A 25,466-nucleotide genomic window follows, 5' to 3' on the forward strand; every position below is an offset into this window, starting at 1 on the left:
CCGGATCAGGATCTGTTGGCTTGCTGAATGCGGCTGGCGATTTCGCTCAGCCGCTCGCTAACCACCTGCCGCTCTGCAGAGCCGGCTGGTAGCTTTTCCTGAGCTTGACGCAGCTGGCGCTGGGCAGAGCGGTAATCGCCCCTCAGAGCATCGTATTCCGCCCGGGCCCTGTGAACGCCAACGATGTTTCTGGCCATACCTTCGGCTTCTGCGAGTCGCAGCCAGATTTGATCGCCGGAGGGGCGCTGGCGGGTCAGTTCCTTCAAGTAGCCGGCCGCGGCGGTGCCGTTTCCATCTGCAATTTCCAGTCCTGCCAATGCCCAGGTAATCGGGTAGTTGCGCGGGTTTCTTGACAGTGCGGTGGTCAAAAGTTGCCGTGCCTCTTCATAGCGCTTTTGCTGGGTATACACTTCGGCGAGGGAAACCTGGAAGGTGATCCGGCCCGGATTTGACGACAGCAGTTCCTGCAGGATGCGCTGAGCTTCATTCAGCTGGTTGTTTTCTTTGTACGCTACGGCAAGCCCGTAGCGAATCGCGTCATTCTTTCGCGTATCGTCACGGTTTAAATACGATTCGAATATTTCGACCGCGGATGCGGGTGACGTCGCGTAGTGCACCTGCAAGCGGCTTCGCATCAGGTGATACTCCTGGCTGTCTTGCACGGTTTTGCTCGGATACTGCTCAGCCCGGTTTTGCGTGTCAGAAACACGGCTCTGCGTCAGGGGGTGCGTAGAGAGGTACTCTGGCATCTTGTTCCCTTGCAGTCGGTTCTGTCGCATCATGATTTCGAACATTTCGGGCATGCCTCTTGGGTCGAGGCCCGCGTTCGCGAGAATCTCAAGCCCCACCCGGTCGGCCTCTTGCTCATGAGCCCGGCTGTAGGACAGCATGTTTTGAATGGCCATAGCCTGTGTTCCGGCTATGGCGGCAATGCCAATGTCAGACTGAGTGACCGCCGAAAGAACGATACCCGCAATCATGCCGGCCAGCGTCAGCGGGGCGCTGGTTTCTTGCTGCTCCATTCTGCGGGCAAAATGGCGCTGGCTCAGGTGTGCCAACTCGTGGGCGAGTACCGAGGCAAATTGCTGTTCAGTGGCGGCGTTGAGAAACAGTCCGCCATTAACACCGACTACGCCTCCCGGTACGGCGAACGCATTAAGAGCCGGGCTGTCTATGAGCACAAGTTGCAGGTCGCGGTTATCCAGCGGGGCGGACGGGACGAGTCGGTAAATCACGTTGTAGAGGTAGTCGTAAACCAACGGGTCTTGTATTTGCGGGGCGGAGCGCCGGATTGAGGTCATCACCTGCTCGCCAATGCTGGCTTCCTGCTGGCCAGCGATCAGCCCGCCGCTGCCGCCGAAGGAGGGCAGGGGCGAGGGTTCAGCTTTTAACGCAGGTGTAGCGAGAGACACTGTGAGCAGAGCGGTCGCACTGATGCGTGTTAGTGTGCGTCGATAATTGCGAACGAGCTTCATGAGCCTGGATATTGCCTCGTGCCGGAAAGCATTACTAAGTGTTTTGATGCAATAGAGTAACACTCTCGGCATAATGCCTGCCCATTGTTGAATGAATATTAATGGTGTTTCCCGAAATGGCCGACAGAATTCTGGATGCAAGTGGGTTGCGTTGCCCCATGCCGCTTCTGAAAACCAAGTTAGAGCTTAATTCAATGGCTTCCGGAGAGCGCCTGGAAGTGGTCGCTACAGATGCCGGGTCAGCACGGGATATTCCTGCCTATATAAAATTATCCGCACACGAACTCCTTAGCTATAAGGAAGATAACGGTGAATACCGGTTCGTGATAGAGTGCGGCGGATAATCGTCGGAGCGTTTCATGATCAGAGTCTTGCGAGATCTCGCGAATAAATATTTCTCAGATGAAGAAGCTGTGGTGCTGTTTCTCATCTTGCTTGCGGGCACCGTTTTTATTGTTTGGTTCGGGGCCATGCTGGCGCCCGCTATTGCGTCACTGATTGTCGCTTTCATCTTGCAGGGCTTGGTGCTTAAGCTGCAACGATGGGGGGTGCCGGACTTTATCGCGGTCATCAGCGTGTTCCTGATGTTTATGGGAGTGCTGGTCGGTTTTCTTTTCGGTCTGCTGCCTTTGGTATGGTCTCAGGTCTCGAATCTGGCGAAAGAGGCGCCCAGAATTATCCGCGAACTGCAGTCCTATCTGGAGGTTTTGCCGGATGAATACCCGCATTTGATCTCTTCTGAGGCCGTCAATGCGGTTTACCAGCAGGTATCGACCGAAGTTGCCCATATCACCCAGTGGCTGGTGTCGTTTTCGCTGTCCAGCATACCGGATCTGGTTGCACTCTTGATCTACATGGTGCTGGTGCCAATACTCGTGTTCTTCTTCTTGAAAGATCGTGAGTTGTTGGTTAGCTCGTTCGCACGTCTGTTGCCTAAGCAGCGCCCGATGATGATTGGTATCTGGCACGAGGTGAACCTGCAGTGCGCCAACTATGTCCGGGGCAAAGCAGTCGAGATTCTGATCGTAGGCTCGGTAACCTATATCGCGTTCAAGGTGTTAGGCATGCCTTATGCTGCTTTGCTTTCTTTGCTGGTGGGGTTGAGCGTGGTCATTCCTTACATCGGCGCAGCTGTGGTCACCATTCCGGTTGCGGTGATCGGGCTCTTCGCGTTTGGTTGGGGGAGCCATTTCATTTGGGTAATGGTGGTGTACGGCATTATCCAGGCGCTGGATGGTAACGTGTTGGTGCCGGTTTTGTTTTCGGAGGTTAATAACCTTCACCCGGTCGCCATTATCGTGGCCGTGCTGTTCTTTGGGGGTGTCTGGGGCTTGTGGGGCGTTTTTTTTGCCATACCCCTGGCGACAATGCTTAAAGCTGTGTTTGCAGCCTGGCCGGTGAAGAACGATGTTTCCTCACCGGCAGCGAAGGTTTAAAACCTATAGAGCTTTGACAGCGTCTAGTACCTCGTCGGCGTGGCCTTTCACTTTAACGCCACGCCATTCCTGACGGAGGACACCTTCCTTGTCGATCAGGAAGGTGCTTCTCTCAATGCCCATATACTCTTTTCCATAAAGCTTTTTGAGCTTAATAACATCAAAAAGCTTGCACAGATCTTCGTCTTTGTCTGAAATCAGGTGGAACGGAAATTCGTGCTTAGCCCGAAAGTTCTCGTGTACACGCAAGCTGTCGCGGGAAACGCCGAATATCTCGGTGTTCAAAGCGGTGAATTGTGCCATGCGATCACGAAAATCCTGGCCTTCGGTGGTGCATCCGGGGGTGTTGTCTTTCGGATAAAAGTAGATAATAGCGTTTTTACCCTTAAGGCCATTCAGGGTAATAGTTTGATCACCGGTGGCCTGAGCCTGAAAATCGGGTACAGGCTGATTCAATGCTACGGATGACATGACATCTCCTTTAATTCCCTTGTGTCAGTTCGAGCCCAACATTACCATATCGGTTTTATTCGGACGGAGTTTTTATGATTACGGGTAGCCTCGTCGCACTAGTAACGCCCATGCATCCCAATGGTGACATCCACTGGGAAGATTTGGACAAACTAGTGGACTTTCATATCGAAAATGGCACTCATGGCATTGTGGCTGTGGGCACCACCGGTGAGTCCGCCACTCTGGACCCGAAAGAGCATTGTCGGGTTATTGGCCATATCATAAAACGAGTGGATGGCCGAATCCCTGTCATTGCCGGTACCGGCGGTAACAGCACCCGGGAAGCGATCGACCTGACCACGGAAGCGCACAAGCTCGGCGCGGACGCGTGTTTGCTGGTTGTGCCCTATTATAACAAGCCCACCCAAGAGGGCTTGTACCAGCATTTCAAGGCCATTGCGGAAGCCGTGCCGGGCATGAGCCAGATCGTATACAACGTGCCGGGGCGTACCGCCTGTGACATGTTGAATGAAACGGTGCTGCGCCTTGCTGATATTCCAAACATCGTGGGCATCAAAGATGCCACCGGCAATATTCCCCGCGGAACCGAGCTGATTGAAGGCTTGGCAGGGCGTTTGGCGGTGTACTCCGGTGACGATGCTACCGCTGCAGAGTTGATGCTTGCAGGCGCCAAAGGGAACGTGTCAGTCACTGCAAATGTGGCACCCAAAGGTATGTCACAGCTGTGTGAAGCTGCAATCGCCGGAATCGAAGAAGAGACTCGCCGTCTGAATGAACAGCTTATGCCGTTGAACCACAAGCTGTTCCTGGAAGCCAATCCGATTCCGGTCAAGTGGGCTCTACAGCGTATGGGCATGATCGGTGAAGGAATTCGGTTGCCGCTGACTCCGCTCAGCGATAAGTTCCACGGTGAAGTGGAAGACGCACTCAAGGCTTCAGGTGTTCTCTGAGGCCAACCCCTTTTCTCTTCAACCGGAGTAACCCGATGCAGGTTCCTGGAAGAACCCGTAACAAACTTGTATCCCTAGCCCGGCCTGTTGCCGGGTTTGTGTTTGCTGGCGCCCTGGCAGGCTGTGGTTTTCTGCACGACCGTTCTGAAGACTATGTGAACGCACCGGAAGGAACACCGATCCAGGTGCCAGCCGGCTATGACAGTTCCCGTTTGGGTGAAGCTATGCCGATTCGTAGCATTCGCACAGACGACTCTCGCCGGATGTATCCGTCTTCTATTCCTCGCCCCCCCGACATGACGTCCGAGATCCTCGACGAAAACTACGTGATCGAGGAGCTGGATGGTCGATTGTGGTTGCTGGTCAACGATGTGCCGGGTCGCTTGTGGCCTGCGGCGAGCGCGTGGATGAACCAGTCCGGTTTAGGAGTTGCACACGACAGCCCACAACTGGGTGTTCTGCAAAGCGAGCTGGCCAATTTCAGTATGGCAGCCCGTGCGTTGGTTGAGCTGGATAACGCGCCATCTGCTTCTGAACCCAAGGTGCTTGTTCAGCTGAGATTGGCGCCCGGCATTCGCCGGAAAACCACCGAAATTCGGGCCCAGGTGCTGGAGTTCGCTGAAAAGCCGGAGGGCTTGGTCGCCTGGAACGCGGATTCAACCAACAACGAGCCTTCGCAAGACCTTCAGAAAAAACTGTTGGGCGAACTTGCCGGGTTTTTGAAGCAAAGAGAAGACAGCAAGTCGTTCTCCAGAGCCGCTTCAGGCATGGTGGCCAAGCCATTGGTTCGCCTCAAGTCTGAAGACGAACAGGCGAAAGCGATTGAAGTAGAGCTCGATTACGGCCGAACCTGGGCAGAAGTGAACCGTTCACTGGAAGAGGTTGGTGCCAACATTGTCGATATCGACCGCAGCGCCGGCTGGATTCAGGTGGATTTCCGTACCGAAGACGAGCGTTCGCCTGGTTGGTTCTCTTGGTTCAGCGACGAAGAAAAGCTCACTCATACCCACACGGTAACAATCAGCCAGGCAGCCCCTGCCATGGTGGTTACGGCAGAGCGCGTTGACGCCTATAATGGTGAACATACCAGTGCCGACCTGCTTACCAAACTGTTTGAACATCTGTACTGATTAACGGAGCGGCCGGGCAGGCCGCTGACCGTTTGGAGACCCTAATGGAAAAGCGCGAAGAGCTATACGCGGGCAAGGCAAAATCTGTTTACCGCACTGATAACCCTGATCGTTTCGTTCTGGTATTCCGGGACGACACCTCCGCCTTCGACGGCGAGAAGAAAGAACAGCTGAACCGCAAAGGCATGGTGAATAACAAGTTCAATGCCTTCGTCATGGAGAAGCTTGAGGCGGCCGGTGTGCCCACTCATTTTGAAGGGCTGCTGTCGGGCACCGAGTCTTTGGTGAAAAAACTCGATATGATTCCGGTAGAGTGTGTTGTGCGCAACATCTCAGCCGGTAGCCTATGCCGCAGAATCGGCGTGGAAGAGGGCGTCGAACTGAATCCGCCGACCTACGAGCTGTTCTTGAAAAATGATGCCCTGCATGACCCTATGGTCAACGAATCTTTGGCGGTCAGCTTCGGCTGGGCGTCAGAAGCCGAGCTGGCGCAGATGAAAGAGCTGACCTACAAAGTGAACGACGTGCTCAAAACCCTGTTTGATGAAGCTGGCATGCTGCTGGTGGACTACAAGCTGGAATTTGGCCGCAGCGAAGGCAAGATCGTTTTGGGTGACGAATTCAGCCCGGATGGCTGTCGAATCTGGGATAAGGAAACCCGTAAAAAGATGGATAAAGACCGGTTCCGTCAGGGGCTGGGTAGCGTGATCGAAACCTACGAAGAAGTAGGTCGTCGTCTCGGCATCAGTTTTGACTGATCACTATAATAAATAACCAAACGACAGGGTGTGTTATGCGTAAATTGATGATTGCTGTGGGTGGCTCTTTGGTACTTGCCGCTCCTTTGGCCAGCGCTGATGTAGTTGGTGCGGGTGCAAGTGTTAGCTACTGGAACTCGGATTTTTCCGGTGATGTGGTCAACAAAGGCGACGTTGTCGATATCGACAAAGACCTCAACATGAGCAGCGACGGCAACGCCAACTTTACCGCTAACTTTGAACACCCGATCCCGGTTCTGCCGAACGTACGATTGAATTACACCGGTATTTCTCAGAGTGGTAGCGGCACCGTGGGTGTAGGGGCTTTTGACGGTATTTTGCCCGGCGCCGACGTTAAATCCGATCTCGACATCGAGCAGATCGACGCCACCTTCTATTACGAAGTGTTGGACAACTGGGTGAATCTTGATCTGGGCCTGACGGCTCGGAGTATGGACGCTGAGTTGATTGTCCGGGAAAAGATTGCGAATGGCCGAGTCAGTAAAACCGAAGTCGACGCAGTATTGCCTTTAGGCTACGCGTCCGTTCGCTTCGACCTACCGTTCACCGGCGTATCCGTTGGTGGCGAAGGCAACGTGATTTCCTACAGCGGTGACTCTTTGTACGACGTTAATGTCTACGGTCAGTTTGATGTAGCTGTACTGCGCCTGCGCGCCGGCTACCGCGAGATGGCCATTGATTACGAAGACGACGATGATCGACTGGATGTGAAACTGTCCGGCCCGTTTGCAAGTATCGGCGTGGACTTCTAAGCAAGTTATAAAGGCGCCTTCGGGCGCCATTTTTTTGGAGAACAGATTTTGAAAATCCTCGTAACGGGCACGGCCGGCTTTATCGGCTCACACCTTGCTCATCGACTGCTGGATCGTGGCGACGAAGTGATCGGTGTGGACAACGTTAACGACTATTACGACGTCAACCTGAAGGAGGCGCGGCTGGCAAGGTTGCTGGATAAGCCGGGCTTCACTGAAGTACGCGAAGACGTGGCCAACCGTGAGGCAATGGAAGCGCTTTTTAAAAAGCACAAGCCCGAGCGGGTAGTTCACTTGGCAGCGCAAGCTGGTGTTCGCTATTCCCTGGAAAACCCGCACGCGTATATAGACGCTAACTTGGTGGGCTTTACCAATATCCTGGAAGGTTGCCGTCATAACGACGTGAAGCATCTGGTGTATGCGTCCAGCAGTTCTGTGTACGGCGCTAACGAAACCATGCCGTTTTCCGTGCATGATAACGTGGACCACCCGTTGAGCTTGTACGCCGCCTCCAAGAAGGCCAATGAGCTGATGGCCCACACCTACAGCCATCTGTACAACATGCCGACCACCGGTTTGCGGTTCTTTACCGTATACGGCCCCTGGGGCCGCCCGGACATGGCGCTGTTTATCTTCACGAAGAAAATTCTGGCGGGCGAGCCGATTGATGTATTCAACCACGGCCAGCATCGCCGCGATTTCACCTACATTGATGATATCGTGGAAGGTGTAATCCGTACGCTGGACCACGTGGCAGAGCCAAACACCGAATGGTCAGGCGCTCAGCCAGACCCCGGAACCAGCAAGGCGCCGTACCGCATCTACAACATCGGTAGCAACAACCCGGTAGAGCTGTCCCGTTTTATCGAGATTATCGAAGAGCGAGTGGGCAAGAAAGCGCAGAAGAACCTGCTACCGTTGCAGCCCGGCGACGTGCCGGCTACTTATGCCAATGTTGACGACCTGATCAATGATGTGGACTACAAGCCGTCAACGCCGGTTGAAGAGGGCATTGCCAACTTCGTGGACTGGTATCGGGATTTCTACAAGGTCTGAATACGCCTCGAGTTCCCCAACAAAAAACGGCCGACAATTATGTCGGCCGTTTTCGTAGGCTACCAGTTTTATTTAAGCAGTAATTGCTTTGCGGCGCGCTCGGAGCCCGAGTCCCAACAAACCCAGGCCGATGAGAGCCAAAGAGGACGGCTCAGGCACCGAGGCGGATGGCTGACATGCCGGATCGGTTGGGTTGAGTTGGCAGAAATCCAGAGTTTCCTGCAGTTTTTTGTTTGCGAAGTCAGTGACGAACTGCTGAACGACGTTCTGGTCATTGGTGTTAAACAGGTTCAGGTCGAACACGGTGCCACCATGATCGGTAATCAGTTGCTGGTAGGAATTAATGGTGCTGGATCTTCTGAGCACGCCGTTGTACAGCGCGTTGTTGTTGGTCAGAAGCCCGTCGAGGATGGTTTCTGAGACCGCCTGACCACCGACAGCTCCGCGTGAGACGAAGTCGCCATTGGAGGGCTCATCTGTCAGTATGATGATGTTCTTGACTGCATTACCGCGGAAAGAGAAAAGGTCGGTCTGGCCGTCCAGCGCATTTAGTGCAAAGGCGGTTGCGGTGTAGCCTGGTTCTGATCCACCGTTGGTCAATAGCCCTTGCGCTGCGGTCGAGAAGTTGGTGGCATCGGTGAAATCGGTGATCATTCTGGGGGCAGGTGATGCGCTTCCGTATCCTACTAAACCATACTGCGCATTAACCTGGCCAGTTCCCGTCAGTATGCTGGCAAACAACCCGATGTTGTTCCGTAGGTTGGTTTGAACATTACCCATGGAGCCCGACTCATCTACAACAAATACGATGTCGCTGAGAATGGGGGCTGCATGCGCCGGCGATAGTGCTATGGATGCTCCCAGCAGGAGCCCTGAGAATAGTTTTTTTAGGTTCATGGTTGGATCCCTCGTTCCATTTTATTCGAAATCGCCCGTTATGAGTTTGAGCGTAAGGGAGTACCAGCACGCCGCGTGCCATGTTTTTAGGGAACAATATTTTTATATTAAAACAGTATGTTACGAAGGTCTTGAAGCGGGTTTTGAGAATAAGTGTATAAAAAGCTGACAAGTTGAGGGATGAATTCTTGGTCTCAGGTGCTGACTGGCGGCGGCTCGCAGTCGAGGGCGTAGCGAACAGGATGCTTTTGGAGTGGGCAATCAAAGGCCAGATATTTGGCAACTAGCTGAAGTCCTGAGGAAGCTTTGGCGCCATAAATGCGATCACCCACAATCGGATGTCCAACCGATGCGAGATGGCGCCGTATTTGGTGTTTTCTGCCAGTCTCTATCTTAACTTCAACGAGCGTAGTGTTTGTTTCAGGATCGGCTTTGATGGTCGTGACGTGGCTTACCGATGCTTTGCCATCAACTGGGGCGTCAATTGTCGTGTTCTTGGAGAGCAGCTGTCCGGTAACTCGTGCCCGATAAATTTTGATCATGGCCCGGCTTGAAAACAGAGTAGAAAGAGCCGCTGCCGCCTTGCCATCGTGGGCAACCAGCATTAATCCTGCTGCGTCTGCATCCAGGCGGTGCACCAGAAAGCAGGCGCGGTTCAATTGTACTTCCGCGAGGCGCAGCAGGCTGCAATGATCTCCCCATTGGGAGCCTTGCGATAGCAGCCCATGGGGTTTATTCCAAACACTGTAGCGACCTTTGTCTTCAATAAGTGTTGGGTGTTCTGGTTCGCGGGCCAATACATTGTCATCATAAAACAGCTCAATGCGGGTTCCCGGTTTTAATTCCCGTTTAGCTTTTCGTAGTCGAACCCGTTTGCCCTTCTGCAACCACCAGCACGCTCCTTTCGCCATGGCATCCTTGATCCGCTGTTTAGGCAGATCCGACGCCTCAGCCAGCGCGTCCACTGCGGTTTGAGGGACATTAACTGTGATATCAATCTGTTTGCGCATCGGGTGACCTGCAGGGAGCGGTTGACGGAGCAATGGTACGAATCGACAGGGCGGCGGACAAGTGATTTCGCGCTGAGTTAACCAATTAGTGGGTAGGGTGTACACTCAGTAGAAACGCATAGAAGGAGATTGGAGATGCCGCTCATAGGATGGTTGTTCATTTTGGCCGCGTTTGCCTTGGTGGTTGGCAGCCTGTTATTTCTCAGGGACAGCGCTAATATGAAAATCCCGGAAGAGAAGCTGGAAAAAATCCGCGCTCGAAAAGCTCAGCTCGAGAAAGAAGAGCGAGAAGAGGAAAAGCGTGAGGGTTAGGCTCAGAATCCAGCCAGCAACACGTAATCCCGGGCGAAATAAAAAGCCCAGTCGTAATAGTAATACGGATCCAGGTATTTGGTTTGGAGCAACTCAGGGTGGTCCGAGATCACTGCCAGGGCCATTATTCCCGCTGCACAAGTACACTTTTTTCCGGTTCCCACGCTGAATTCCCTCTAAGCGACACACCCATAGTCGTACGGTGTGTTTTGATTGTTTTCAGGTTTCAGTGCCTTCATTGGTAAGAATAGCCGACGATGGGTCGCCTACCATTTTTTATGTACAGTTTTTGTGCGTATTGGGAGGCTTTTCGGAATTGGTAATGGGTTAGTATCCGCTGTCCGCGGAGTTTGCCGGGGGGGAGGGCGAAGTGGAGGTCAATTCTCTATGGGGATGCCGGTTTAGGTGGCTGGTTTCTCTTCGGCCATTCGGCGATCAGACATAACGGCAATGACTTCCGCTTCGGAGTCGCCTTCCGTTAGATACACATGGCCAATCTCGCTATTGAAATATGCCGTTTCGCGCTCGCCAAGGCTGATATGCTCACCGTTCTCAAACTGAATGCGGATGCGCCCCGATAGAACCATTGTGAATTCTTGCCCTGGATGGCGCACAAAATCATCAAACTCGCTGAGCTCACGGGCGATGATGCGAGCGTACAGTGGCGTCATGCTGCGCCCTGGAAAGTCTCCAGCCATCATGTGATATTCATAGCTGCCGGTTCCATAGCCGGTTAATTCATCAATTCTATTCGTTACGACCGTAGGTTGTTCAGGGCAGAAGTGGTGATCCTCTGGGGAGAACAATCTCGAGAGGTCGATTTTCAGTGCGCGAGCGGCCGCGGCGAGTTTGTCATAGCTCACGGTTGCTTGCCCAAGCTCCATCTTGGAAAGCGTCGATAGGGCAACACCGCATTGTTCCGAAAGCTGCTTTAACGTGAGTCCCTGGCGTTTGCGATGTTCCCGCAGGCGCGCACCGACATCGGCTCTGTCGGCAAGAGAATGTGTGTGTTGGTGATGGGGCAGTCTTGTCATGAAAGATAGTTTATCTCGATTGCGCCTTGACTTTAAAGTTCTCATATCTGATATTCTCTGATTAGAGAATTAATTCACCCGAGAGATCATAATCGATGAGTTCAAGTCTAGTGCGTTACCCCAGTGAATTGCCCTTTCCGTTCTCCCGTGCCGTTCGTGCAGGTGGCTTTTTAATGCTTTCAGGGCAGATACCGATGACCGCTGCGGGAGAAGTCATTCAAGGCACTATTGAAGAGCAAACGGAAGCGGTGATGACCCGCATCGGTGAAACTCTGAAGCATTGTGGGGCGGATTACTCACAGGTAATTAAGGCGACTGTCTGGCTTTCCGATATGAGCCACTTTGCCGGTTTCAATGAGGTGTACAAGCGTTATTTTGAAGCCGGTCTGCCAGTGCGCTCGACCGTAACTGCTGGTCTGGCTCTGGGGGTCGATGTGGAGGTGGAGGTGCAGGCTTGGGTTGGAGAGGCCGAACAATCCAGAGAAGGCTGAAACCTCGGCAACTACCATAACGACAAGAAGGAGTCGCAGGTTATGAAAGAGATGTTCAAAATTGCGGGTGCTTTTGTAGGTGTCTTGGTCGGAGCGGGCTTTGCCTCTGGTCAGGAAATACTGGTTTTTTTCGTTAATTTTGGTCTCTGGGGCCTGGCTGGCACTCTATTGAGTGCGGCAGTATTCGTTTTTATCGGCATGGCTCTGGCCGGTATGGGTAAGCGCTTGCAAGCAACATCCCATAAAGAAGTTGTTTACGGTATCTGTGGCCCCCATTTTGGCAAGATGGTTGACGGTCTGATTACCTTTTTCATGTTCGCCGTGACAGTCGTGATGCTGGCTGGTGCCGGCGCTCTTCTTGATCAGCAGTTTGGTATACCTGTGTTAGTTGGCAGCGCACTCGCGACGATTCTGGTAGTGGCAATCGTATGCCTGGATATTCACCGGGTAATCGCTCTTATTGGCGCAATAACCCCCTTGCTGGTGCTGACATCTTTCGGTGTGGCTGTCTATGCCATATATACTCGCGAAGCCGATATCGCGGCCATTGAGAGCCTGGCCTCCGCTCAAGTCGCCGGCGCTCAGTACTGGTGGCTTGGAGCTTTACTTTACGTATCGTATAACGTGGTTGCCGGGGTGCCGATTCTAGCGATTATGGGCGGCATGGCCAGCAACGAGCGAGGCGCGGCCTGGGGTGGATTGCTTGGAGGTTTAATTCTGGGAAGCCTGATGTTAATTCTCGGCCTAGGGTTGTTGTCGCGCTTAGGCACGGTGGCAGGTGCGGCAATGCCGACACTGCTGCTGGTTGGCGAGGCCTCTCCGGTTTTGTCGACTTTCGTCGCTCTGGTGATCCTGGCAATGATTCTTAACACTGCGGTGGGTATGCTTTATTCGTTCATCGCCCGCTTCGTGCCCAAAGGTACCGGTGTTTTTCGGCTGGCCTCTGTCGGCACGGGTTTGGTTGCCTTTGTTTGCAGCTTGCTCGGGTTTGTCAGTCTGGTCGGAATGGTCTATCCGATATTCGGGTACCTCGGGTTCTTTCTTATAGCGTCCATAATGGTCGCATGGTTCCGACAGCGTTGGCAGGGTGTGCCTTGGCGCGAGACCATTAAACAAGGTGGGAAGTAATTAGGATGCCTCACGATATTGTCGTTCTGGGTGCTGGCATGGTTGGTGTTTCGGCCGCTTGGCACTTGCAAGCCCGGGGACATCGGGTGACGCTGGTGGATCGCTGTGAGCCGGGTCGCGAAACATCGTTTGGTAATGCAGGTATTATTCAGAGTGAAGCGGTACGTCCCTACGCCTTTCCTCGTGACCTGATGACGTTGGTGCGAGTGCTGCCCAATCGCCGCGTTGATATCCGCTATCGGCCGGGAGCGCTCGTTGAGTCTGCTGTACCTTTGTTGCAGTACTGGCGCAACTCGGCGCCTGACCGCTATGAGCGGCTCGTGCCTGAGTATGCAGCTTTGATCCGGCGCGCACAGTCCAGTCATGCAGAGATGATCTCCGCAGCGAATGCAGACACGTTGATCCGCAAAGAGGGCTACCTGGAGGTTTTTCGCACGGTAAAGGCGTTTGAGGCTGCGTGTCAGGATGCGGAGCAAATTGCTTCACGTTTTGGGGTTCGGTTTCGGGCGTTGGATGCCAAAGCGTTGCGGCGGATGGAGCCAGATCTTACTGAGCGGTTGGTCGGGGCGATCCATTGGATCGAACCCTGGACAGCGACAGACCCGGGTGCGCTAGTTGCGGCGTACGCAGAGTCCTTCAAAGCATTGGGCGGCCAACTCGTTCGTGGCTCGCTGCAAGAACTGAGTCGCAAGGGTGAAGGCTGGCAGGCGACGATCGATGGCAAGGATGTTGTCGCCCGGCAGGTCGTACTAGCAATGGGGCCATGGTCAGCCCAGTGGTTGGCAAAGCAGGGCCCAGCCGTACCGCTGTTTGTCAAACGAGGGCATCACATGCATTACTCTCCCCGTGGCGGCGCAGTGTTAACGCATTGGGTGTTGGATGCTGAGGTCGGGTACTTGTTGGCTCCGATGCGGGCGGGCATCCGGTTGACCACTGGCGCCGAGCTTACCGCCCAAGAGTCACCACCGAGCTATCGCCAGTTGGCCGCTGCTGAAGCGGCGGCACGTGAGTTTTTTCCATTGGGCGATCGCCTCGACCCGAAGCCCTGGATGGGAGGAAGGCCTTGCACGCCGGACATGAAGCCGGTCATTGGTTCGGTAGCGGATTTGCCGGGGCTCTGGGTTGCCTTTGGTCATGGCCATCAGGGGTTTACTCTAGGCCCCATTACCGGGAAACTGCTGGGTCAGATGATGGATGGCGAAACCCCTGATGTCGACATGGGGCCCTATCGGGTGGAGCGCTTTTAGCTTCAATAAACGAAATTATGACAAGCGTAACGGCTAGAAAGCGCTCGGTGATCATGTCGCCAATGAATTGGATTGTTTTAGCTTGTTGGTTAACTAGTGGTACTAGTGTCCAGAGCGATATGGTATGCGGGGGAGTTCGTGAGAAAACATCGAGATTGGGCTGCAGTAAATAACTCACTTATTGAAAAGTGGTAGGACCACCCAGATTCGAACTGGGGACCTCTACCATGTCAAGGTAGCGCTCTAACCAACTGAGCTATGGTCCTATGTCCTGCAACGGGGACGAAATATACTGATTATCCCGTTACTGGTCAACTACTTTGAGTAGTATTTTTCACTTTGATCAGGCCTTTAATCGCACGCCGCACGGCACTCCAGCGATTGACTAATAAAGCCGCAAATATAAGGGCGCAACCGCCGATTTGGAGAAGCGTCATGCTTTCGCCAAACCATAGAGCGGCAAACAGCGCGACCCATACCGGCTCCAGTATGAGAATTACCACCCCGTGACTGTGCGCAGACAGGCTTTGAGCATAGGTTTGCAGCAGAAAGCGTCCCGCGGTGGCAATGACAGCGCTGGCCAATACCCATACGTATAGGATGGGTGGCGGATTGCTGAAAGTGGCCGCCCACGGTTCGCTGATGGCGGATTCAGCCAGGGTTACGAATCCCACGGTCAGAAGCGCCATAGCAGTGAGCGGCAGGGCAGGGACTTTCTTTTTCTCGATGGTTTCGCCGTGCTTGTTCACCACCGTCCGCTGGTTAGCGGTACGAGTGTTCAAGGTGAAATAGAGGGCAAAAATAAACGCGGCCATTACAAAATAGAGCTGGCCAGGGTCCGGCCTGAAACCGTTTTCCAGTGAAAGCAGGGCTAGCCCGGATATTGCGATTGGGATCGCAATCCAAGTGCTGATGGGCTGCGCTTCACCAAATACGAGCCTTGCGAGTATCGGCACGATCACTACGCCTAGGCTGGTCAGAAATGCGCCTTCGCCCATGCTGTCGCCGTGAAAAAGCCCCATAATCCAGCAGGTCATGGCAATTCCGAACACGGCCCCAACGCCAATGCTGCGCTGAATTTGATCCATGCTCAGGCGGCGCAAAGCGGGTAAGGCCAAAAGAAATAACACGCCACCTGCAACTAAAAAGCGAACGGCCATAAATAACAGCGGCGGCATCATCAGGATCGCTTCTTTAGAGAACATCCAGCCGACTGCCGCCAGAAGCGTGACAACAACCAAGAGGAAGTCGGATTTGTGAGCGTCAGACATGGTTGAGCAAAGCCTGCTTCGATAAAAAGGTCGCCCAATTTATCGTTAGGTCGCTAAAAAAGAAAGCAGCGAAAACCGATAGGCGGATGATGAGAACTCGTGCATTGTGCCTAAAGCGACATATACGCTACATTGCCGTATAACATTCTTCATCGTGCTCAACGCTAAGTAGCGGTTAAAGGCGGCCACAGTTAACAGGTCAGAGGCAACAGGATGCGGTACCTGCAATCATTTCATCGTCGTTTACGTTATCTGCGCGAAACAGGCCAGTTCTCCTGTTCCGACATTGCGGCAATCTGCGGCGTTGAGGAGGCTGTGGTTCAGCGCTGGGAGGCGCCGGAACTCAAACAGCGGAGTTACCCGGGCGTGGCCGAACTGCTGGATTTGTGTGTAAAAACAGAAACGCCCCTTGAGCAGTTGCTCGACATGAACGAAGACAGCGATGCTGATCAGCTGGAGTTGCCCGGTTTGGTTGTCAGCAATGGGGATGGGCTGGCCGAGGTGTTAAAAGAGTTGGAGCAGGAGATAGAGCGGGTGCAGCTGTCAGACGAGGAGAGGGAGATTCTGCGCCGGTTCCGTAAAGCCTCAATGGATAACCGGCGCATGGTATTGCAGCTGCTAGGGGGCTAAGCCCTTACTTGCCTTTCTTGTAGATGTTTTCGTACACGTAATTGGTGGCTTCCACAAAGCCATCAATGCTGCCGCAGTCGAAACGCTTGCCTTTGAATTGATACGCTAGCACGCAGCCGTTCTTGGCTTGCTCCAGCAAGGCGTCGGTGATTTGTACTTCGCCGTTTTTGCCTGGGGGAGTACGCTCCAGAATCTCGAAGATGTCCGGCGTCAAAATGTAGCGGCCGATGATCGCGAGGTTGCTGGGTGCATTTTCCGGCGCTGGTTTTTCCACCATGTCGGTGATGCGGTACAAGCCGTCTTTCATGGATTCACCGGCGATTACACCGTATTTGTGGGTTTCATCCATAGGCACTTCTTCGATGGCGACAATTGAGCAGCGGAACTGGTTGTACAGTTTCACCATCTGGCTCAGTACACCGTCGTCGTCCTCCGGGCCCACGCAGAAGTCGTCGGCCAGAACCACCGCGAACGGGTTGTCACCAACCAGGTTGCGGCCCGTCAGAATGGCGTGCCCCAAACCTTTCATCTCGCTTTGGCGGGTAAAGGCGAAGGTGTTGTTGTCAATCAGATCGCGGATTGAGGTAAGCAGGCCTTCTTTACCTGAACCAGCAATCTGATGCTCCAGTTCGTAACTGATGTCGAAGTGGTCTTCGATGGCGCGTTTACCGCGGCCCGTCACGAACCCGAATTCGTGTATACCAGCGTCTGACGCTTCTTCAACGCCGTACTGAACCAGCGGCTTGTTAACAACCGGCAGGATTTCTTTGGGCATGGCCTTGGTGGCCGGGAGGAAGCGTGTGCCATAACCGGCAACGGGGAAGAGACACTTCTTGATCATAGGGTTCATCCTTTATTCGATTCGGGCTTGTTGGGAGCCTTCCCACAAAGTGCGCTAAGTGTAGCGAAGTTGCGGCGCTAAATGGAGGGTTTCGTGGGCTTAAAGGAGGGAAGTGCAGGCTTTGGCCAAAATCATGCTAACAATTATACTTTCGCCGTAAGCCATATTGTTGACAATCCATGAGTTGTGGCGTAGTTTTCGAAGCATCATAGCATGGATTGTTGACAAAACATGGCTGAAGTTCAGTTACAAACTCAAACCCGAGCAGACGAAGCGTTCGATTGTTTGCAAACCGCCATTGTTAAAGGTGATCTGGCGCCGGGTGAAAAAATCGGTGAGGTGGAGCTATGCTCTCGCTTTAATCTGACCCGTGGGCCGCTTCGGGAAGCGCTGGGCCGGCTGGAATCTCGCGGCCTGTTGGTGCGCCGGCCTCATGCCGGGGTGAAGGTGGTTTCTGTCAGTGCGGATGAGTTGATCGAGCTGTACCGAATTCGTGAAGTGATGGAAGGCCTGGCGGCTCGGCAAGCGGCCGAGCGCATGACCGATGAGGAAATCCAGGATTTGCTGGCGACTCTGGACAGTCATGAAGCGATGATCGAAGAAGCCCAAGGGCAGGCTTACTATCAGGCCGAAGGCGATTATGACTTTCATCACCGTATTGCCACCGGCAGCCGAAACACCAAGCTGGCCCAGATGCTTCTGGGCGATCTTTATTACATGGTGCGGATGTACCGTTACCGGTTAAGCACATCCGCCGGGCGCCCCCATATGGCGCTGGGCGAACACCGCAGTATCGTCGAAGCCATTGCCCAGCGTGATGGTGAACTCGCCGAATTTCTAATGAAAAGACACATCAACGCCGCCCGTCAAAATATTGAGAAAAAGATTCAAGAAGGCGTTCTAACCATCTGATTAAGAGGTAATTGTTATGGCTAAGATTTCCGCAGGTGCTCGTTTCCGCAAAGCTCTTAAAGAAAACCAACCGCTGCAGATTGTCGGCACGATCAACGCGTACGCAGCCATGATGGCTGAGCGGGTAGGGCATCAGGCCATTTACCTGTCAGGTGGTGGTGTTGCTAATGCATCCTACGGCCTGCCGGATCTGGGCATGACCAGCATGAACGACGTTGTCGAAGACGTGCGCCGTATTACTGCCGCCACCGATGTGCCGCTACTGGTTGATATCGATACGGGCTGGGGTGGTGCTTTCAACATTGCTCGCACCATTCGCGAAATGGAACGTGCAGGCGCAGCTGCTGTTCACATTGAAGACCAGGTTGCCCAGAAGCGCTGCGGCCATCGCCCAAACAAAGAAATTGTCTCCAAAGAAGAAATGGTAGATCGTATTCGTGCGGCAGCCGATGCCCGAGAGGACAAAGATTTCTTCATCATGGCCCGGACCGATGCCTTCCAGAAAGAAGGTCTGGAAGCTGCTATTGACCGCGCCAAAGCCTGCATCGAAGCCGGTGCCGATGGCATCTTCGCCGAAGCTGTACATGAATTGTCGGACTACAAGGCGTTTGCTGAAGCGATCGACGCGCCGATTCTGGCAAACATCACCGAATTTGGTGCTACGCCGCTGTACAACAAGGCTGAGCTGGCGGAAGCTGGTGCCGCTATGGTTCTGTACCCACTTAGTGCCTTCCGCGCGATGAACAAGGCGGCGCTGACGGTATACCAGAACATCCTGGAAAAAGGTGACCAGAAAGACGTGGTGGATCTGATGCAGACTCGCATGGAGCTCTACGACTTCCTGAACTACCACGACTTCGAGCAGAAGCTGGACGAATTGTTCACTCAGAAAAAAGACTGAATCGTTAAAACTCTAACAACTGAACATTGAGGGAGACCAACATGGCTGAAGCAAAGAAACTAGGTGGAGCAGGTCTGCGTGGCCAGGTAGCTGGTGAAACAGCACTATGTACGGTAGGTAAAACCGGTGCGGGCCTCACGTATCGCGGCTACGACGTGAAAGATCTGGCCGAAAATGCCCAGTTTGAAGAAGTCGCCTACCTGCTACTGCGTGGCAAGCTGCCTAACCAGCAGGAGCTGGATGCATACAAGGCTAAGCTCAAGAGCCTGCGCACTCTGCCGGACGCCCTGAAAACCGTTTTGGAGCAAATCCCGAGCAACGCCCACCCGATGGACGTGATGCGCACCGGTTGCTCCATGTTGGGTAACCTGGAAACTGAAAACGATTTCAGTGAGCAGGACGATAAGATCGACCGCATGCTGGCGGCGTTCCCAGCGATCATCACCTATTGGTACCGCTTCGCCCACGAAGGTGTGCGTATCGATACTGCGAACAGTGAGTCCGACTCCATTGGTGGCCTGTTCCTGGAGCTGCTGCACGGCAAGAAGCCGAGCGAGCTGCATGAGCGCGTGATGAACGTGTCTCTGATCCTGTATGCAGAGCACGAATTTAACGCGTCTACCTTTACCGCCCGCGTGTGTGCTTCAACGCTGTCGGATATTCACAGCTGTGTTACCGGTGCGATCGGTTCCCTGCGAGGACCTCTGCACGGCGGCGCCAACGAAGCAGCCATGGAACTGATCCAGCGTTTCAAGACTCCGGATGAAGCCGAAGCGGGTCTGATGGGCATGCTTGAGCGCAAAGAAAAGATCATGGGCTTCGGTCATGCGATCTACACCGAATCGGACCCCCGCAACGGCATCATCAAGAAGTGGTCTGAGAAATTGGCACAAGAAGTGGGCGATACCGTTCTGTACCCGGTTTCGGTACGTTGTGAAGAAGTTATGTGGCGCGAGAAGAAACTGTTCTGCAACGCGGATTTCTTCCATGCCTCGGCTTATCACTTCATGGGCATCCCGACCGAACTGTTTACGCCCATCTTCGTGATGTCGCGAGTATCCGGTTGGACCGCGCACGTTAAAGAGCAGCGTGCCAAGAACCGTATCATCCGCCCAAGCGCGGACTACACCGGCCCGGAAAATCAGGAATGGCTGCCGATTGAAAAGCGCAGCTAAAGGCTAAGCAATTTTAGGGAATTGTTGACTCCCCGTTGGGGTCTGACCCCACGGGGTCAGACCCCATCCATGTTGCCTGAGCCGATCTCCGAACTAGAGGACACAAGATGAACACCGAATACAGAAAGCCGCTTCCGGGTACTGACCTGAAGTACTACGACACTCGGCAGGCCATTGAAGACATTCAGCCCGGCGCCTACGCCAAACTCCCGTACACATCGAAGATTCTGGCTGAACAACTGGTTCGTCGTTGCGATGCCGAAACGCTGACCGATTCGCTGAAACAGCTGATTGAGCGTAAGCGCGATCTCGACTTCCCGTGGTATCCGGCGCGTGTGGTTTGCCACGATATTCTTGGCCAGACAGCATTGGTTGACTTGGCCGGCCTCCGTGACGCCATCGCCGAGAAGGGCGGTGACCCCGCCAAGGTAAACCCGGTTGTTCCGACCCAGCTGATTGTGGACCATTCCCTGGCGGTTGAAGCCGCGGGTTGTGATCCGGATGCTTTTGAGAAAAACCGTGCGATTGAAGAGCGCCGAAACGAAGATCGTTTCCACTTCATCAACTGGACACGCACCGCTTTCCGTAATGTTGACGTGATTCCGGCTGGTAACGGCATCATGCACCAGATCAATCTGGAGAAGATGTCTCCGGTGATCCAGAATCGTCCAGATGAAGACGGGCATCCGATTGCCTTCCCGGATACCTGTGTCGGTACCGACAGCCACACCCCGCACATCGATGCGCTGGGTGTTATTGCGATTGGTGTGGGTGGTCTGGAAGCTGAAACGGTTATGTTGGGTCAGCCATCCATGATGCGCCTGCCGGACATCGTAGGTGTGAAACTGACCGGCAAGCGCCAGCCTGGCATCACCGCAACCGACATCGTTCTGGCCATTACCGAATTCCTGCGCAAAGAACGCGTTGTCGGCGCGTATCTCGAGTTCTTTGGTGAAGGTGCCTCCAGCCTGACCATCGGCGACCGGGCTACCATCTCCAACATGACACCGGAATACGGTGCCACCGCGGGCATGTTCTACATCGACGAACAGACCATCGATTACCTGAAGCTGACCGGCCGTGAGCCAGAGCAGGTTGATCTGGTTGAAAAGTACGCGAAAGAAACCGGCCTGTGGGCTACCGAAATGACCGAAGCCCAGTACGAGCGTGTGCTGGAATTTGATCTGTCTACGGTTGTTCGCAACGTGGCTGGCCCGTCCAACCCGCATCGTCGTGTGGCAACGTCAGAGTTGGAAGAGCGTGGCATTGCCGTAAATCTGGACAAGGCCCTGGAAGAAGAGAAAAAAGGCCTGATGCCGGATGGTGCTGTCATTATCGCGGCGATTACGTCTTGCACCAATACCTCGAACCCCCGCAACGTGGTAGCAGCGGGTTTGTTGGCGAAAAAAGCCAACGAACTGGGATTGGTACGCAAACCGTGGGTGAAGTCTTCCTTTGCACCGGGCTCCAAAGTAGCTCGTCTGTATCTGGAAGAAGCCGGCCTGTTGCCAGAAATGGAAAAGCTGGGCTTCGGTATCGTAGCTTATGCCTGCACCACCTGTAACGGTATGTCTGGCGCGCTGGACCCGAAAATCCAGCAGGAAATCATCGACCGCGATTTGTACTCCACCGCCGTACTGTCTGGTAACCGTAACTTCGATGGCCGTATCCACCCGTATGCGAAGCAAGCCTTCCTGGCATCACCGCCGCTGGTTGTGGCCTACGCCATTGCCGGTACCGTGCGCTTCGACATCGAGCAGGATGCCTTGGGTTACGACAAAGACGGCAAGCCGGTTACTCTGAAAGACCTGTGGCCTTCCGATGAAGAAATCGACCGCATCGTCGGCGAATTTGTGAAGCCAGAGCAGTTCAAAGAAGTTTACATCCCGATGTTCAACCTGGATGCCGTTGAGCAGGCCAAGAGCCCGCTGTACGACTGGCGCCCGATGTCTACCTACATCCGCCGCCCGCCATACTGGGAAGGCGCGTTGGCTGCCGAGCGCACCATGACAGGCATGCGCCCGCTGGCGGTTCTGGGTGACAACATCACTACAGACCACCTGTCGCCGTCCAACGCCATCATGATGGACTCTGCGGCCGGTGAATACCTGCACAAAATGGGCGTGCCGGAGGAAGACTTCAACTCCTACGCTACCCACCGTGGTGATCACCTGACCGCGCAGCGCGCGACCTTCGCCAACCCGAAACTGCTGAACGAAATGGTTCGGGATGAAAACGGCGAAGTGAAGCAGGGCTCCCTTGCACGTATCGAGCCGGAAGGGCAGGTCACCCGCATGTGGGAAGCCATTGAAACCTACATGGAACGTAAGCAGCCGCTGATCATTGTTGCCGGCGCTGATTACGGCCAAGGTTCCTCCCGTGACTGGGCGGCCAAAGGTGTTCGTCTGGCTGGTGTGGAAGTAATTGTCGCGGAAGGCTTCGAGCGTATTCACCGTACCAACCTGGTTGGTATGGGTGTACTGCCGGTGCAGTTCCGCGAAGGCGAAACTCGCCACACCTATAACATCGATGGCACTGAAACCTTCGATATTAAAGGCGAAATCGCCCCGGGTGCGGAACTCACGTTGGTGATCAACCGCAAAAACGGCGAGTCCGTTGAAGTGCCGGTGACCTGCCGTCTGGACACCTTTGCTGAGCTGAACATCTACTCGGCCGGTGGTGTACTGCAGCGTTTCGCCCAGGACTTCCTGGAAGCCGAAGGCGCTGCGTAATCAGATTGTAGAGCTTCAAATCTGACTCCGAAGCCAAACTGGCAAAGGGGTCTGACCCCTCGGGGTCAGACCCCACCCATCCAAATGCTTTCAAAGAGAGGCATTTCATGAGCTTCCCCCCACAAATTAAAGTCCCCGCTACCTACATGCGCGGCGGCACCAGTAAAGGCGCGTTTTTTCGTCTGCAAGATCTGCCCGAAGCCTGCCAAGTTCCCGGCGAGGCTCGCGATAAGCTGTTGCTCAGAGTCATCGGCAGCCCCGATCCCTACGAGAAGCAAATCGACGGTTTGGGCAACGCCACCTCCAGTACCAGTAAAACCGTGATTCTGGCGGCACCGACTCAGCCCGACCACGACGTGGACTACCTGTTCGGTCAGGTGTCCATCGACAAACCCTTCGTGGATTGGAGCGGCAACTGCGGCAACCTGACCGCGGCAGTCGGTGCGTTCGCCATCAACAGCGGCTTCGTTGCGAAAGAGCGCATTCCTGAAAACGGCATCTGCACGGTTCGCATCTGGCAAGCCAACATTAAGAAGACCATCGTTGCCCATGTGCCCATCACCAACGGTGAAGTGCAGGAAACCGGCGATTTCGAGCTGGATGGTGTGACCTTTCCGGCCGCTGAAGTGAAGATCGAGTTCATGGACCCAGCCGATGGCGAAGGCTCCATGTTCCCCACGGGTAATCTGGTAGATGATCTGGACGTGCCGGGTGTGGGTACGCTCAAAGCGACCATGATCAACGCCGGTATCCCCACCATCTTCGTGAACGCCGAAGACATCGGTTACAAGGGCAGCGAACTTCAGGGCGACATCAACAGCGATCCGAAAGCGCTGGCCATGTTTGAAACCATTCGTGCCCACGGTGCGGTCAAAATGGGCCTGATCAAAGACATCGCTGAAGCGGCTAATCGTCAGCACACCCCGAAGGTGGCCTTTGTCGCCAAGCCAGTGGATTATGTATCGTCCAGCGGTAAGCAGATCAACGCCTCGGACGTGGATTTGCTGGTACGCGCTCTGTCTATGGGCAAGCTGCATCACGCCATGATGGGCACGGCGGCGGTGGCTATCGCGACAGCATCGGCTATCCCGGGCACATTGGTGAACCTGGCGGCTGGCGGCGGTGACCGTACCGAAGTGACCTTTGGCCATCCTTCAGGAACTTTGCGCGTAGGCGCGGAAGCCAAAGAAGTGAATGGCCAGTGGACTGCAACCAAAGCCATCATGAGCCGCAGTGCGCGGATTATCATGGAAGGTTGGGTGAGGGTGCCTCAAGACAGTTTCTGAACTAAACTGAGGCATGCCCTGACGATTCCGGAAATAGGAGGGTTTTGCCATGGGAGCCAACGTAGACCAGAACAAACGTCCTGATTACGATGAGGTGTTACAGGAAATTGCGGACTATGTCCTCAATTACCAAATCGACAGTGACGAGGCATGGGAGACTGCCCGTTACTGTTTGATGGACACCCTTGGCTGCGGGCTTCTCGCCTTAAAATTTCCGGAATGCACCAAACACCTTGGCCCCTATGTGGAAGGCACTGTTGTTCCTCACGGGGCGAGGGTGCCCGGCACGCCATATCGGTTAGACCCGGTTAAAGCGGCCTGGGATATCGGCTGCATCGTGCGCTGGCTGGATTACAACGATACCTGGCTGGCGGCCGAATGGGGCCACCCCTCTGATAACCTCGGCGCCATTCTCGCGGTTGCCGATCACCTTTCCCAGAAACGCGTCGCCAACGGGCAAGCGCCCCTAGCCATGAAAGCCGTGCTGGAAGCCATGATCATGGCCCACGAAATTCAGGGTGTTCTCGCTCTGGAAAACTCGTTTAACCGGGTTGGGCTGGATCACGTTGTACTGGTAAAGGTGGCCTCCACCGCTGTAAGCGCCAAATTGATGGGGGCGGATAGAGAGCAAATGCTCTCGGCTTTGTCCCACGCGTGGGTAGACGGGCAATCCCTTCGCACATACCGCCACGCCCCAAACGCTGGCTCCCGTAAATCCTGGGCCGCAGGTGACGCCGCATCACGTGGCGTGCGCTTGGCCGATATTGCCATGCGAGGCGAAATGGGTGTTCCCGGAGCCCTGACCGCCAATCAATGGGGTTTCTACGACGTACTCTTTAGCAAGACCAATCGCGATCAGGCTCTAAAGCCTGACGCACACCGCAAGTTCTCATTACCGCAGCCTTTTGGCTCCTATGTGATGGAGAACGTGCTGTTCAAAATCTCGTTCCCGGCGGAGTTCCATGCCCAAACCGCGGCCGAGGCCGCTGTGAAACTTCACCCGGAAGTGAAAGACCGGCTCGATGAAATTGACCGCATCGAATTGACCACCCATGAATCCGCTATACGCATCATCTCCAAGCAGGGCGAACTGGCCAATCCGGCCGACCGTGATCATTGCCTGCAGTACATGACCGCCGTGCCACTGATTTTTGGTGGCCTCACCGCCGAGCACTACGAAGACAGTTTCCATCAGGCTCACCCGGAAATTGATCGCCTCCGTGACAAGATGCAAGTAATCGAAGATGAGCGATACACCCGGGAATACCTAGAAGCTGACAAGCGCTCAATTGCCAACGCCATTCAGGTGTTTTTTACCGATGGCAGTAGTACAGAGAAGGTGGCGGTGGAATACCCGATCGGGCATCGGAGAAGGCGAGAGGAGGGTATGCCGTTGTTGGTGGAGAAGTTCGAGAACAGCTTGAAGACTCGATTCGTACCCAGGAAATGCCAGGCGATTATGGCCAGTTGTGAGGATTTAGGAGCGTTGGAGGTTATACCGGTGCAGGAGTTTGTGGGGTTGTTTTCGGATTTTCGTTAAGACCGGG

At 54.4% G+C, this 25,466-nt stretch carries 26 protein-coding genes and 1 tRNA gene; 18 read left to right on the plus strand and 9 right to left on the minus strand.

Annotated elements, in window-relative coordinates; genetic code table 11:
* Positions 1–5: 5 nt before the first annotated feature.
* On the minus strand, positions 6–1,475 hold the full coding sequence (locus tag JAO79_RS08970) for a M48 family metalloprotease (RefSeq protein WP_199006916.1): 1,470 nt from the start codon (positions 1,473–1,475) through the stop codon (positions 6–8).
* A 116-nt stretch (positions 1,476–1,591) separates the two neighbouring features.
* Here JAO79_RS08970 and JAO79_RS08975 point away from each other — a divergent pair, with 116 nt between their 5' ends.
* Both JAO79_RS08975 and JAO79_RS08980 read left to right on the plus strand, forming a co-directional pair.
* Positions 1,592–1,819, plus strand: coding sequence for a sulfurtransferase TusA family protein (locus JAO79_RS08975; protein WP_199006917.1), 228 nt, complete (start codon positions 1,592–1,594; stop codon positions 1,817–1,819).
* 15 nt (positions 1,820–1,834) lie between these two features.
* Entirely contained in the window at positions 1,835–2,911 is a 1,077-nt protein-coding gene (locus JAO79_RS08980; RefSeq protein ID WP_199006918.1) for an AI-2E family transporter, read from the plus strand.
* A 3-nt stretch (positions 2,912–2,914) separates the two neighbouring features.
* Here JAO79_RS08980 and JAO79_RS08985 read toward each other — a convergent pair whose 3' ends face one another.
* Positions 2,915–3,382, minus strand: a complete 468-nt coding sequence (locus JAO79_RS08985) for a peroxiredoxin (protein WP_199006919.1) — start codon at positions 3,380–3,382, stop codon at positions 2,915–2,917.
* 74 nt (positions 3,383–3,456) lie between these two features.
* On the opposite strand from JAO79_RS08985, the gene dapA reads away from it, so the two are divergent.
* From dapA to JAO79_RS09010, 5 genes are read left to right on the plus strand one after another with little or no spacing between them, the layout of a single operon-like run.
* Entirely contained in the window at positions 3,457–4,335 is an 879-nt protein-coding gene (gene dapA / locus JAO79_RS08990) for a 4-hydroxy-tetrahydrodipicolinate synthase (RefSeq protein ID WP_199006920.1), read from the plus strand.
* A 35-nt stretch (positions 4,336–4,370) separates the two neighbouring features.
* Positions 4,371–5,465 carry an outer membrane protein assembly factor BamC gene (gene bamC / locus JAO79_RS08995; protein ID WP_199006921.1) on the plus strand — a complete coding sequence of 365 codons (1,095 nt, stop codon included), beginning with the start codon at positions 4,371–4,373 and terminating at the stop codon, positions 5,463–5,465.
* Positions 5,466–5,509: 44 nt separating this feature from the next.
* Positions 5,510–6,223 (plus strand): phosphoribosylaminoimidazolesuccinocarboxamide synthase, encoded by a 714-nt coding sequence (gene purC, locus JAO79_RS09000; RefSeq protein ID WP_199006922.1) that lies wholly within the window; start codon positions 5,510–5,512, stop codon positions 6,221–6,223.
* Between the two features lie 35 nt (positions 6,224–6,258).
* Entirely contained in the window at positions 6,259–6,996 is a 738-nt protein-coding gene (locus JAO79_RS09005; protein ID WP_199006923.1) for a TIGR04219 family outer membrane beta-barrel protein, read from the plus strand.
* A gap of 48 nt (positions 6,997–7,044) precedes the next feature.
* Positions 7,045–8,052 carry an NAD-dependent epimerase gene (locus JAO79_RS09010; protein ID WP_199006924.1) on the plus strand — a complete coding sequence of 336 codons (1,008 nt, stop codon included), beginning with the start codon at positions 7,045–7,047 and terminating at the stop codon, positions 8,050–8,052.
* A gap of 72 nt (positions 8,053–8,124) precedes the next feature.
* Here the strand turns inward: JAO79_RS09010 and JAO79_RS09015 are convergent, their stop codons facing one another.
* Complete coding sequence (locus JAO79_RS09015; protein WP_199006925.1) at positions 8,125–8,949, minus strand: vWA domain-containing protein; 825 nt, start codon at positions 8,947–8,949, stop codon at positions 8,125–8,127.
* 194 nt (positions 8,950–9,143) lie between these two features.
* Positions 9,144–9,959, minus strand: coding sequence for an RluA family pseudouridine synthase (locus tag JAO79_RS09020; protein WP_199006926.1), 816 nt, complete (start codon positions 9,957–9,959; stop codon positions 9,144–9,146).
* A 135-nt stretch (positions 9,960–10,094) separates the two neighbouring features.
* Between JAO79_RS09020 and JAO79_RS09025 the strand changes: the two genes are divergently transcribed.
* The gene (locus tag JAO79_RS09025) at positions 10,095–10,271 is read left to right on the plus strand and encodes a DUF2897 family protein (RefSeq protein ID WP_199006927.1); all 177 of its coding nucleotides are present in this window, start codon (positions 10,095–10,097) and stop codon (positions 10,269–10,271) included.
* Between the two features lie 2 nt (positions 10,272–10,273).
* Here JAO79_RS09025 and JAO79_RS16415 read toward each other — a convergent pair whose 3' ends face one another.
* Positions 10,274–10,396 carry a hypothetical protein gene (locus tag JAO79_RS16415; protein WP_265091647.1) on the minus strand — a complete coding sequence of 41 codons (123 nt, stop codon included), beginning with the start codon at positions 10,394–10,396 and terminating at the stop codon, positions 10,274–10,276.
* A 276-nt stretch (positions 10,397–10,672) separates the two neighbouring features.
* On the minus strand, positions 10,673–11,305 hold the full coding sequence (locus JAO79_RS09030) for a helix-turn-helix domain-containing protein (RefSeq protein ID WP_227664524.1): 633 nt from the start codon (positions 11,303–11,305) through the stop codon (positions 10,673–10,675).
* 95 nt (positions 11,306–11,400) lie between these two features.
* Here JAO79_RS09030 and JAO79_RS09035 point away from each other — a divergent pair, with 95 nt between their 5' ends.
* The 3 genes from JAO79_RS09035 to JAO79_RS09045 are packed head-to-tail and all read left to right on the plus strand — an operon-like array spanning position 11,401 to position 14,171.
* Positions 11,401–11,796, plus strand: a complete 396-nt coding sequence (locus JAO79_RS09035; protein WP_199006929.1) for a RidA family protein — start codon at positions 11,401–11,403, stop codon at positions 11,794–11,796.
* A 42-nt stretch (positions 11,797–11,838) separates the two neighbouring features.
* Entirely contained in the window at positions 11,839–12,924 is a 1,086-nt protein-coding gene (locus JAO79_RS09040; protein WP_199006930.1) for a hypothetical protein, read from the plus strand.
* 5 nt (positions 12,925–12,929) lie between these two features.
* Positions 12,930–14,171, plus strand: a complete 1,242-nt coding sequence (locus tag JAO79_RS09045) for an NAD(P)/FAD-dependent oxidoreductase (protein WP_199006931.1) — start codon at positions 12,930–12,932, stop codon at positions 14,169–14,171.
* A 189-nt stretch (positions 14,172–14,360) separates the two neighbouring features.
* Here JAO79_RS09045 and JAO79_RS09050 read toward each other — a convergent pair.
* Both JAO79_RS09050 and JAO79_RS09055 read right to left on the minus strand, forming a co-directional pair.
* Positions 14,361–14,437, minus strand: a tRNA-Val gene (locus JAO79_RS09050).
* Positions 14,438–14,482: 45 nt separating this feature from the next.
* Complete coding sequence (locus JAO79_RS09055) at positions 14,483–15,442, minus strand: DMT family transporter (RefSeq protein WP_199006932.1); 960 nt, start codon at positions 15,440–15,442, stop codon at positions 14,483–14,485.
* Between the two features lie 213 nt (positions 15,443–15,655).
* Here JAO79_RS09055 and JAO79_RS09060 point away from each other — a divergent pair, with 213 nt between their 5' ends.
* Entirely contained in the window at positions 15,656–16,072 is a 417-nt protein-coding gene (locus JAO79_RS09060; RefSeq protein WP_199006933.1) for an XRE family transcriptional regulator, read from the plus strand.
* A 4-nt stretch (positions 16,073–16,076) separates the two neighbouring features.
* Here JAO79_RS09060 and galU read toward each other — a convergent pair whose 3' ends face one another.
* Positions 16,077–16,913: a UTP--glucose-1-phosphate uridylyltransferase GalU gene (galU, locus tag JAO79_RS09065; RefSeq protein ID WP_199006934.1), complete on the minus strand. Its 837-nt coding sequence runs from the start codon at positions 16,911–16,913 to the stop codon at positions 16,077–16,079.
* Positions 16,914–17,144: 231 nt separating this feature from the next.
* Here galU and JAO79_RS09070 point away from each other — a divergent pair, with 231 nt between their 5' ends.
* The 6 genes from JAO79_RS09070 (at position 17,145) to prpD (ending at position 25,459) form a co-directional block, all read left to right on the plus strand.
* Positions 17,145–17,825, plus strand: a complete 681-nt coding sequence (locus JAO79_RS09070; protein WP_199006935.1) for a GntR family transcriptional regulator — start codon at positions 17,145–17,147, stop codon at positions 17,823–17,825.
* A gap of 16 nt (positions 17,826–17,841) precedes the next feature.
* Entirely contained in the window at positions 17,842–18,726 is an 885-nt protein-coding gene (prpB, locus tag JAO79_RS09075) for a methylisocitrate lyase (RefSeq protein ID WP_199006936.1), read from the plus strand.
* 41 nt (positions 18,727–18,767) lie between these two features.
* Positions 18,768–19,901: a 2-methylcitrate synthase gene (gene prpC, locus JAO79_RS09080; RefSeq protein WP_199006937.1), complete on the plus strand. Its 1,134-nt coding sequence runs from the start codon at positions 18,768–18,770 to the stop codon at positions 19,899–19,901.
* A gap of 107 nt (positions 19,902–20,008) precedes the next feature.
* Positions 20,009–22,633, plus strand: coding sequence for a Fe/S-dependent 2-methylisocitrate dehydratase AcnD (acnD, locus tag JAO79_RS09085; protein ID WP_199006938.1), 2,625 nt, complete (start codon positions 20,009–20,011; stop codon positions 22,631–22,633).
* A 107-nt stretch (positions 22,634–22,740) separates the two neighbouring features.
* A complete protein-coding gene (prpF, locus tag JAO79_RS09090; RefSeq protein WP_199006939.1) occupies positions 22,741–23,919 on the plus strand; it encodes a 2-methylaconitate cis-trans isomerase PrpF in 1,179 nt (392 codons plus the stop codon).
* Between the two features lie 49 nt (positions 23,920–23,968).
* Complete coding sequence (gene prpD, locus JAO79_RS09095) at positions 23,969–25,459, plus strand: 2-methylcitrate dehydratase (RefSeq protein WP_199006940.1); 1,491 nt, start codon at positions 23,969–23,971, stop codon at positions 25,457–25,459.
* Positions 25,460–25,466 lie beyond the last annotated feature (7 nt).

Source organism: Marinobacter litoralis (assembly GCF_016427555.1).
In the GTDB taxonomy this organism is placed as follows: Bacteria; Pseudomonadota; Gammaproteobacteria; order Pseudomonadales; family Oleiphilaceae; genus Marinobacter; species Marinobacter litoralis_A.

Coding starts and splice junctions, on each gene's coding strand:
- dapA (WP_199006920.1), top strand. CDS start 3,457: ATGATTACGGGTAGCCTCGTCGCACTAGTAACGCCCATGCATCCCAAT.
- JAO79_RS09015 (WP_199006925.1), bottom strand. CDS start 8,949: ATGAACCTAAAAAAACTATTCTCAGGGCTCCTGCTGGGAGCATCCATA.
- prpD (WP_199006940.1), top strand. CDS start 23,969: ATGGGAGCCAACGTAGACCAGAACAAACGTCCTGATTACGATGAGGTG.
- JAO79_RS16415 (WP_265091647.1), bottom strand. CDS start 10,396: ATGGCCCTGGCAGTGATCTCGGACCACCCTGAGTTGCTCCAAACCAAA.
- JAO79_RS09055 (WP_199006932.1), bottom strand. CDS start 15,442: ATGTCTGACGCTCACAAATCCGACTTCCTCTTGGTTGTTGTCACGCTT.
- prpB (WP_199006936.1), top strand. CDS start 17,842: ATGGCTAAGATTTCCGCAGGTGCTCGTTTCCGCAAAGCTCTTAAAGAA.
- JAO79_RS09020 (WP_199006926.1), bottom strand. CDS start 9,959: ATGCGCAAACAGATTGATATCACAGTTAATGTCCCTCAAACCGCAGTG.
- JAO79_RS08975 (WP_199006917.1), top strand. CDS start 1,592: ATGGCCGACAGAATTCTGGATGCAAGTGGGTTGCGTTGCCCCATGCCG.
- JAO79_RS09035 (WP_199006929.1), top strand. CDS start 11,401: ATGAGTTCAAGTCTAGTGCGTTACCCCAGTGAATTGCCCTTTCCGTTC.
- JAO79_RS09025 (WP_199006927.1), top strand. CDS start 10,095: ATGCCGCTCATAGGATGGTTGTTCATTTTGGCCGCGTTTGCCTTGGTG.
- JAO79_RS08985 (WP_199006919.1), bottom strand. CDS start 3,382: ATGTCATCCGTAGCATTGAATCAGCCTGTACCCGATTTTCAGGCTCAG.
- JAO79_RS09045 (WP_199006931.1), top strand. CDS start 12,930: ATGCCTCACGATATTGTCGTTCTGGGTGCTGGCATGGTTGGTGTTTCG.
- JAO79_RS09070 (WP_199006935.1), top strand. CDS start 17,145: ATGGCTGAAGTTCAGTTACAAACTCAAACCCGAGCAGACGAAGCGTTC.
- prpF (WP_199006939.1), top strand. CDS start 22,741: ATGAGCTTCCCCCCACAAATTAAAGTCCCCGCTACCTACATGCGCGGC.
- JAO79_RS09005 (WP_199006923.1), top strand. CDS start 6,259: ATGCGTAAATTGATGATTGCTGTGGGTGGCTCTTTGGTACTTGCCGCT.
- bamC (WP_199006921.1), top strand. CDS start 4,371: ATGCAGGTTCCTGGAAGAACCCGTAACAAACTTGTATCCCTAGCCCGG.
- acnD (WP_199006938.1), top strand. CDS start 20,009: ATGAACACCGAATACAGAAAGCCGCTTCCGGGTACTGACCTGAAGTAC.
- JAO79_RS09030 (WP_227664524.1), bottom strand. CDS start 11,305: ATGACAAGACTGCCCCATCACCAACACACACATTCTCTTGCCGACAGA.
- prpC (WP_199006937.1), top strand. CDS start 18,768: ATGGCTGAAGCAAAGAAACTAGGTGGAGCAGGTCTGCGTGGCCAGGTA.
- galU (WP_199006934.1), bottom strand. CDS start 16,913: ATGATCAAGAAGTGTCTCTTCCCCGTTGCCGGTTATGGCACACGCTTC.
- purC (WP_199006922.1), top strand. CDS start 5,510: ATGGAAAAGCGCGAAGAGCTATACGCGGGCAAGGCAAAATCTGTTTAC.
- JAO79_RS08980 (WP_199006918.1), top strand. CDS start 1,835: ATGATCAGAGTCTTGCGAGATCTCGCGAATAAATATTTCTCAGATGAA.
- JAO79_RS08970 (WP_199006916.1), bottom strand. CDS start 1,475: ATGAAGCTCGTTCGCAATTATCGACGCACACTAACACGCATCAGTGCG.
- JAO79_RS09060 (WP_199006933.1), top strand. CDS start 15,656: ATGCGGTACCTGCAATCATTTCATCGTCGTTTACGTTATCTGCGCGAA.
- JAO79_RS09040 (WP_199006930.1), top strand. CDS start 11,839: ATGAAAGAGATGTTCAAAATTGCGGGTGCTTTTGTAGGTGTCTTGGTC.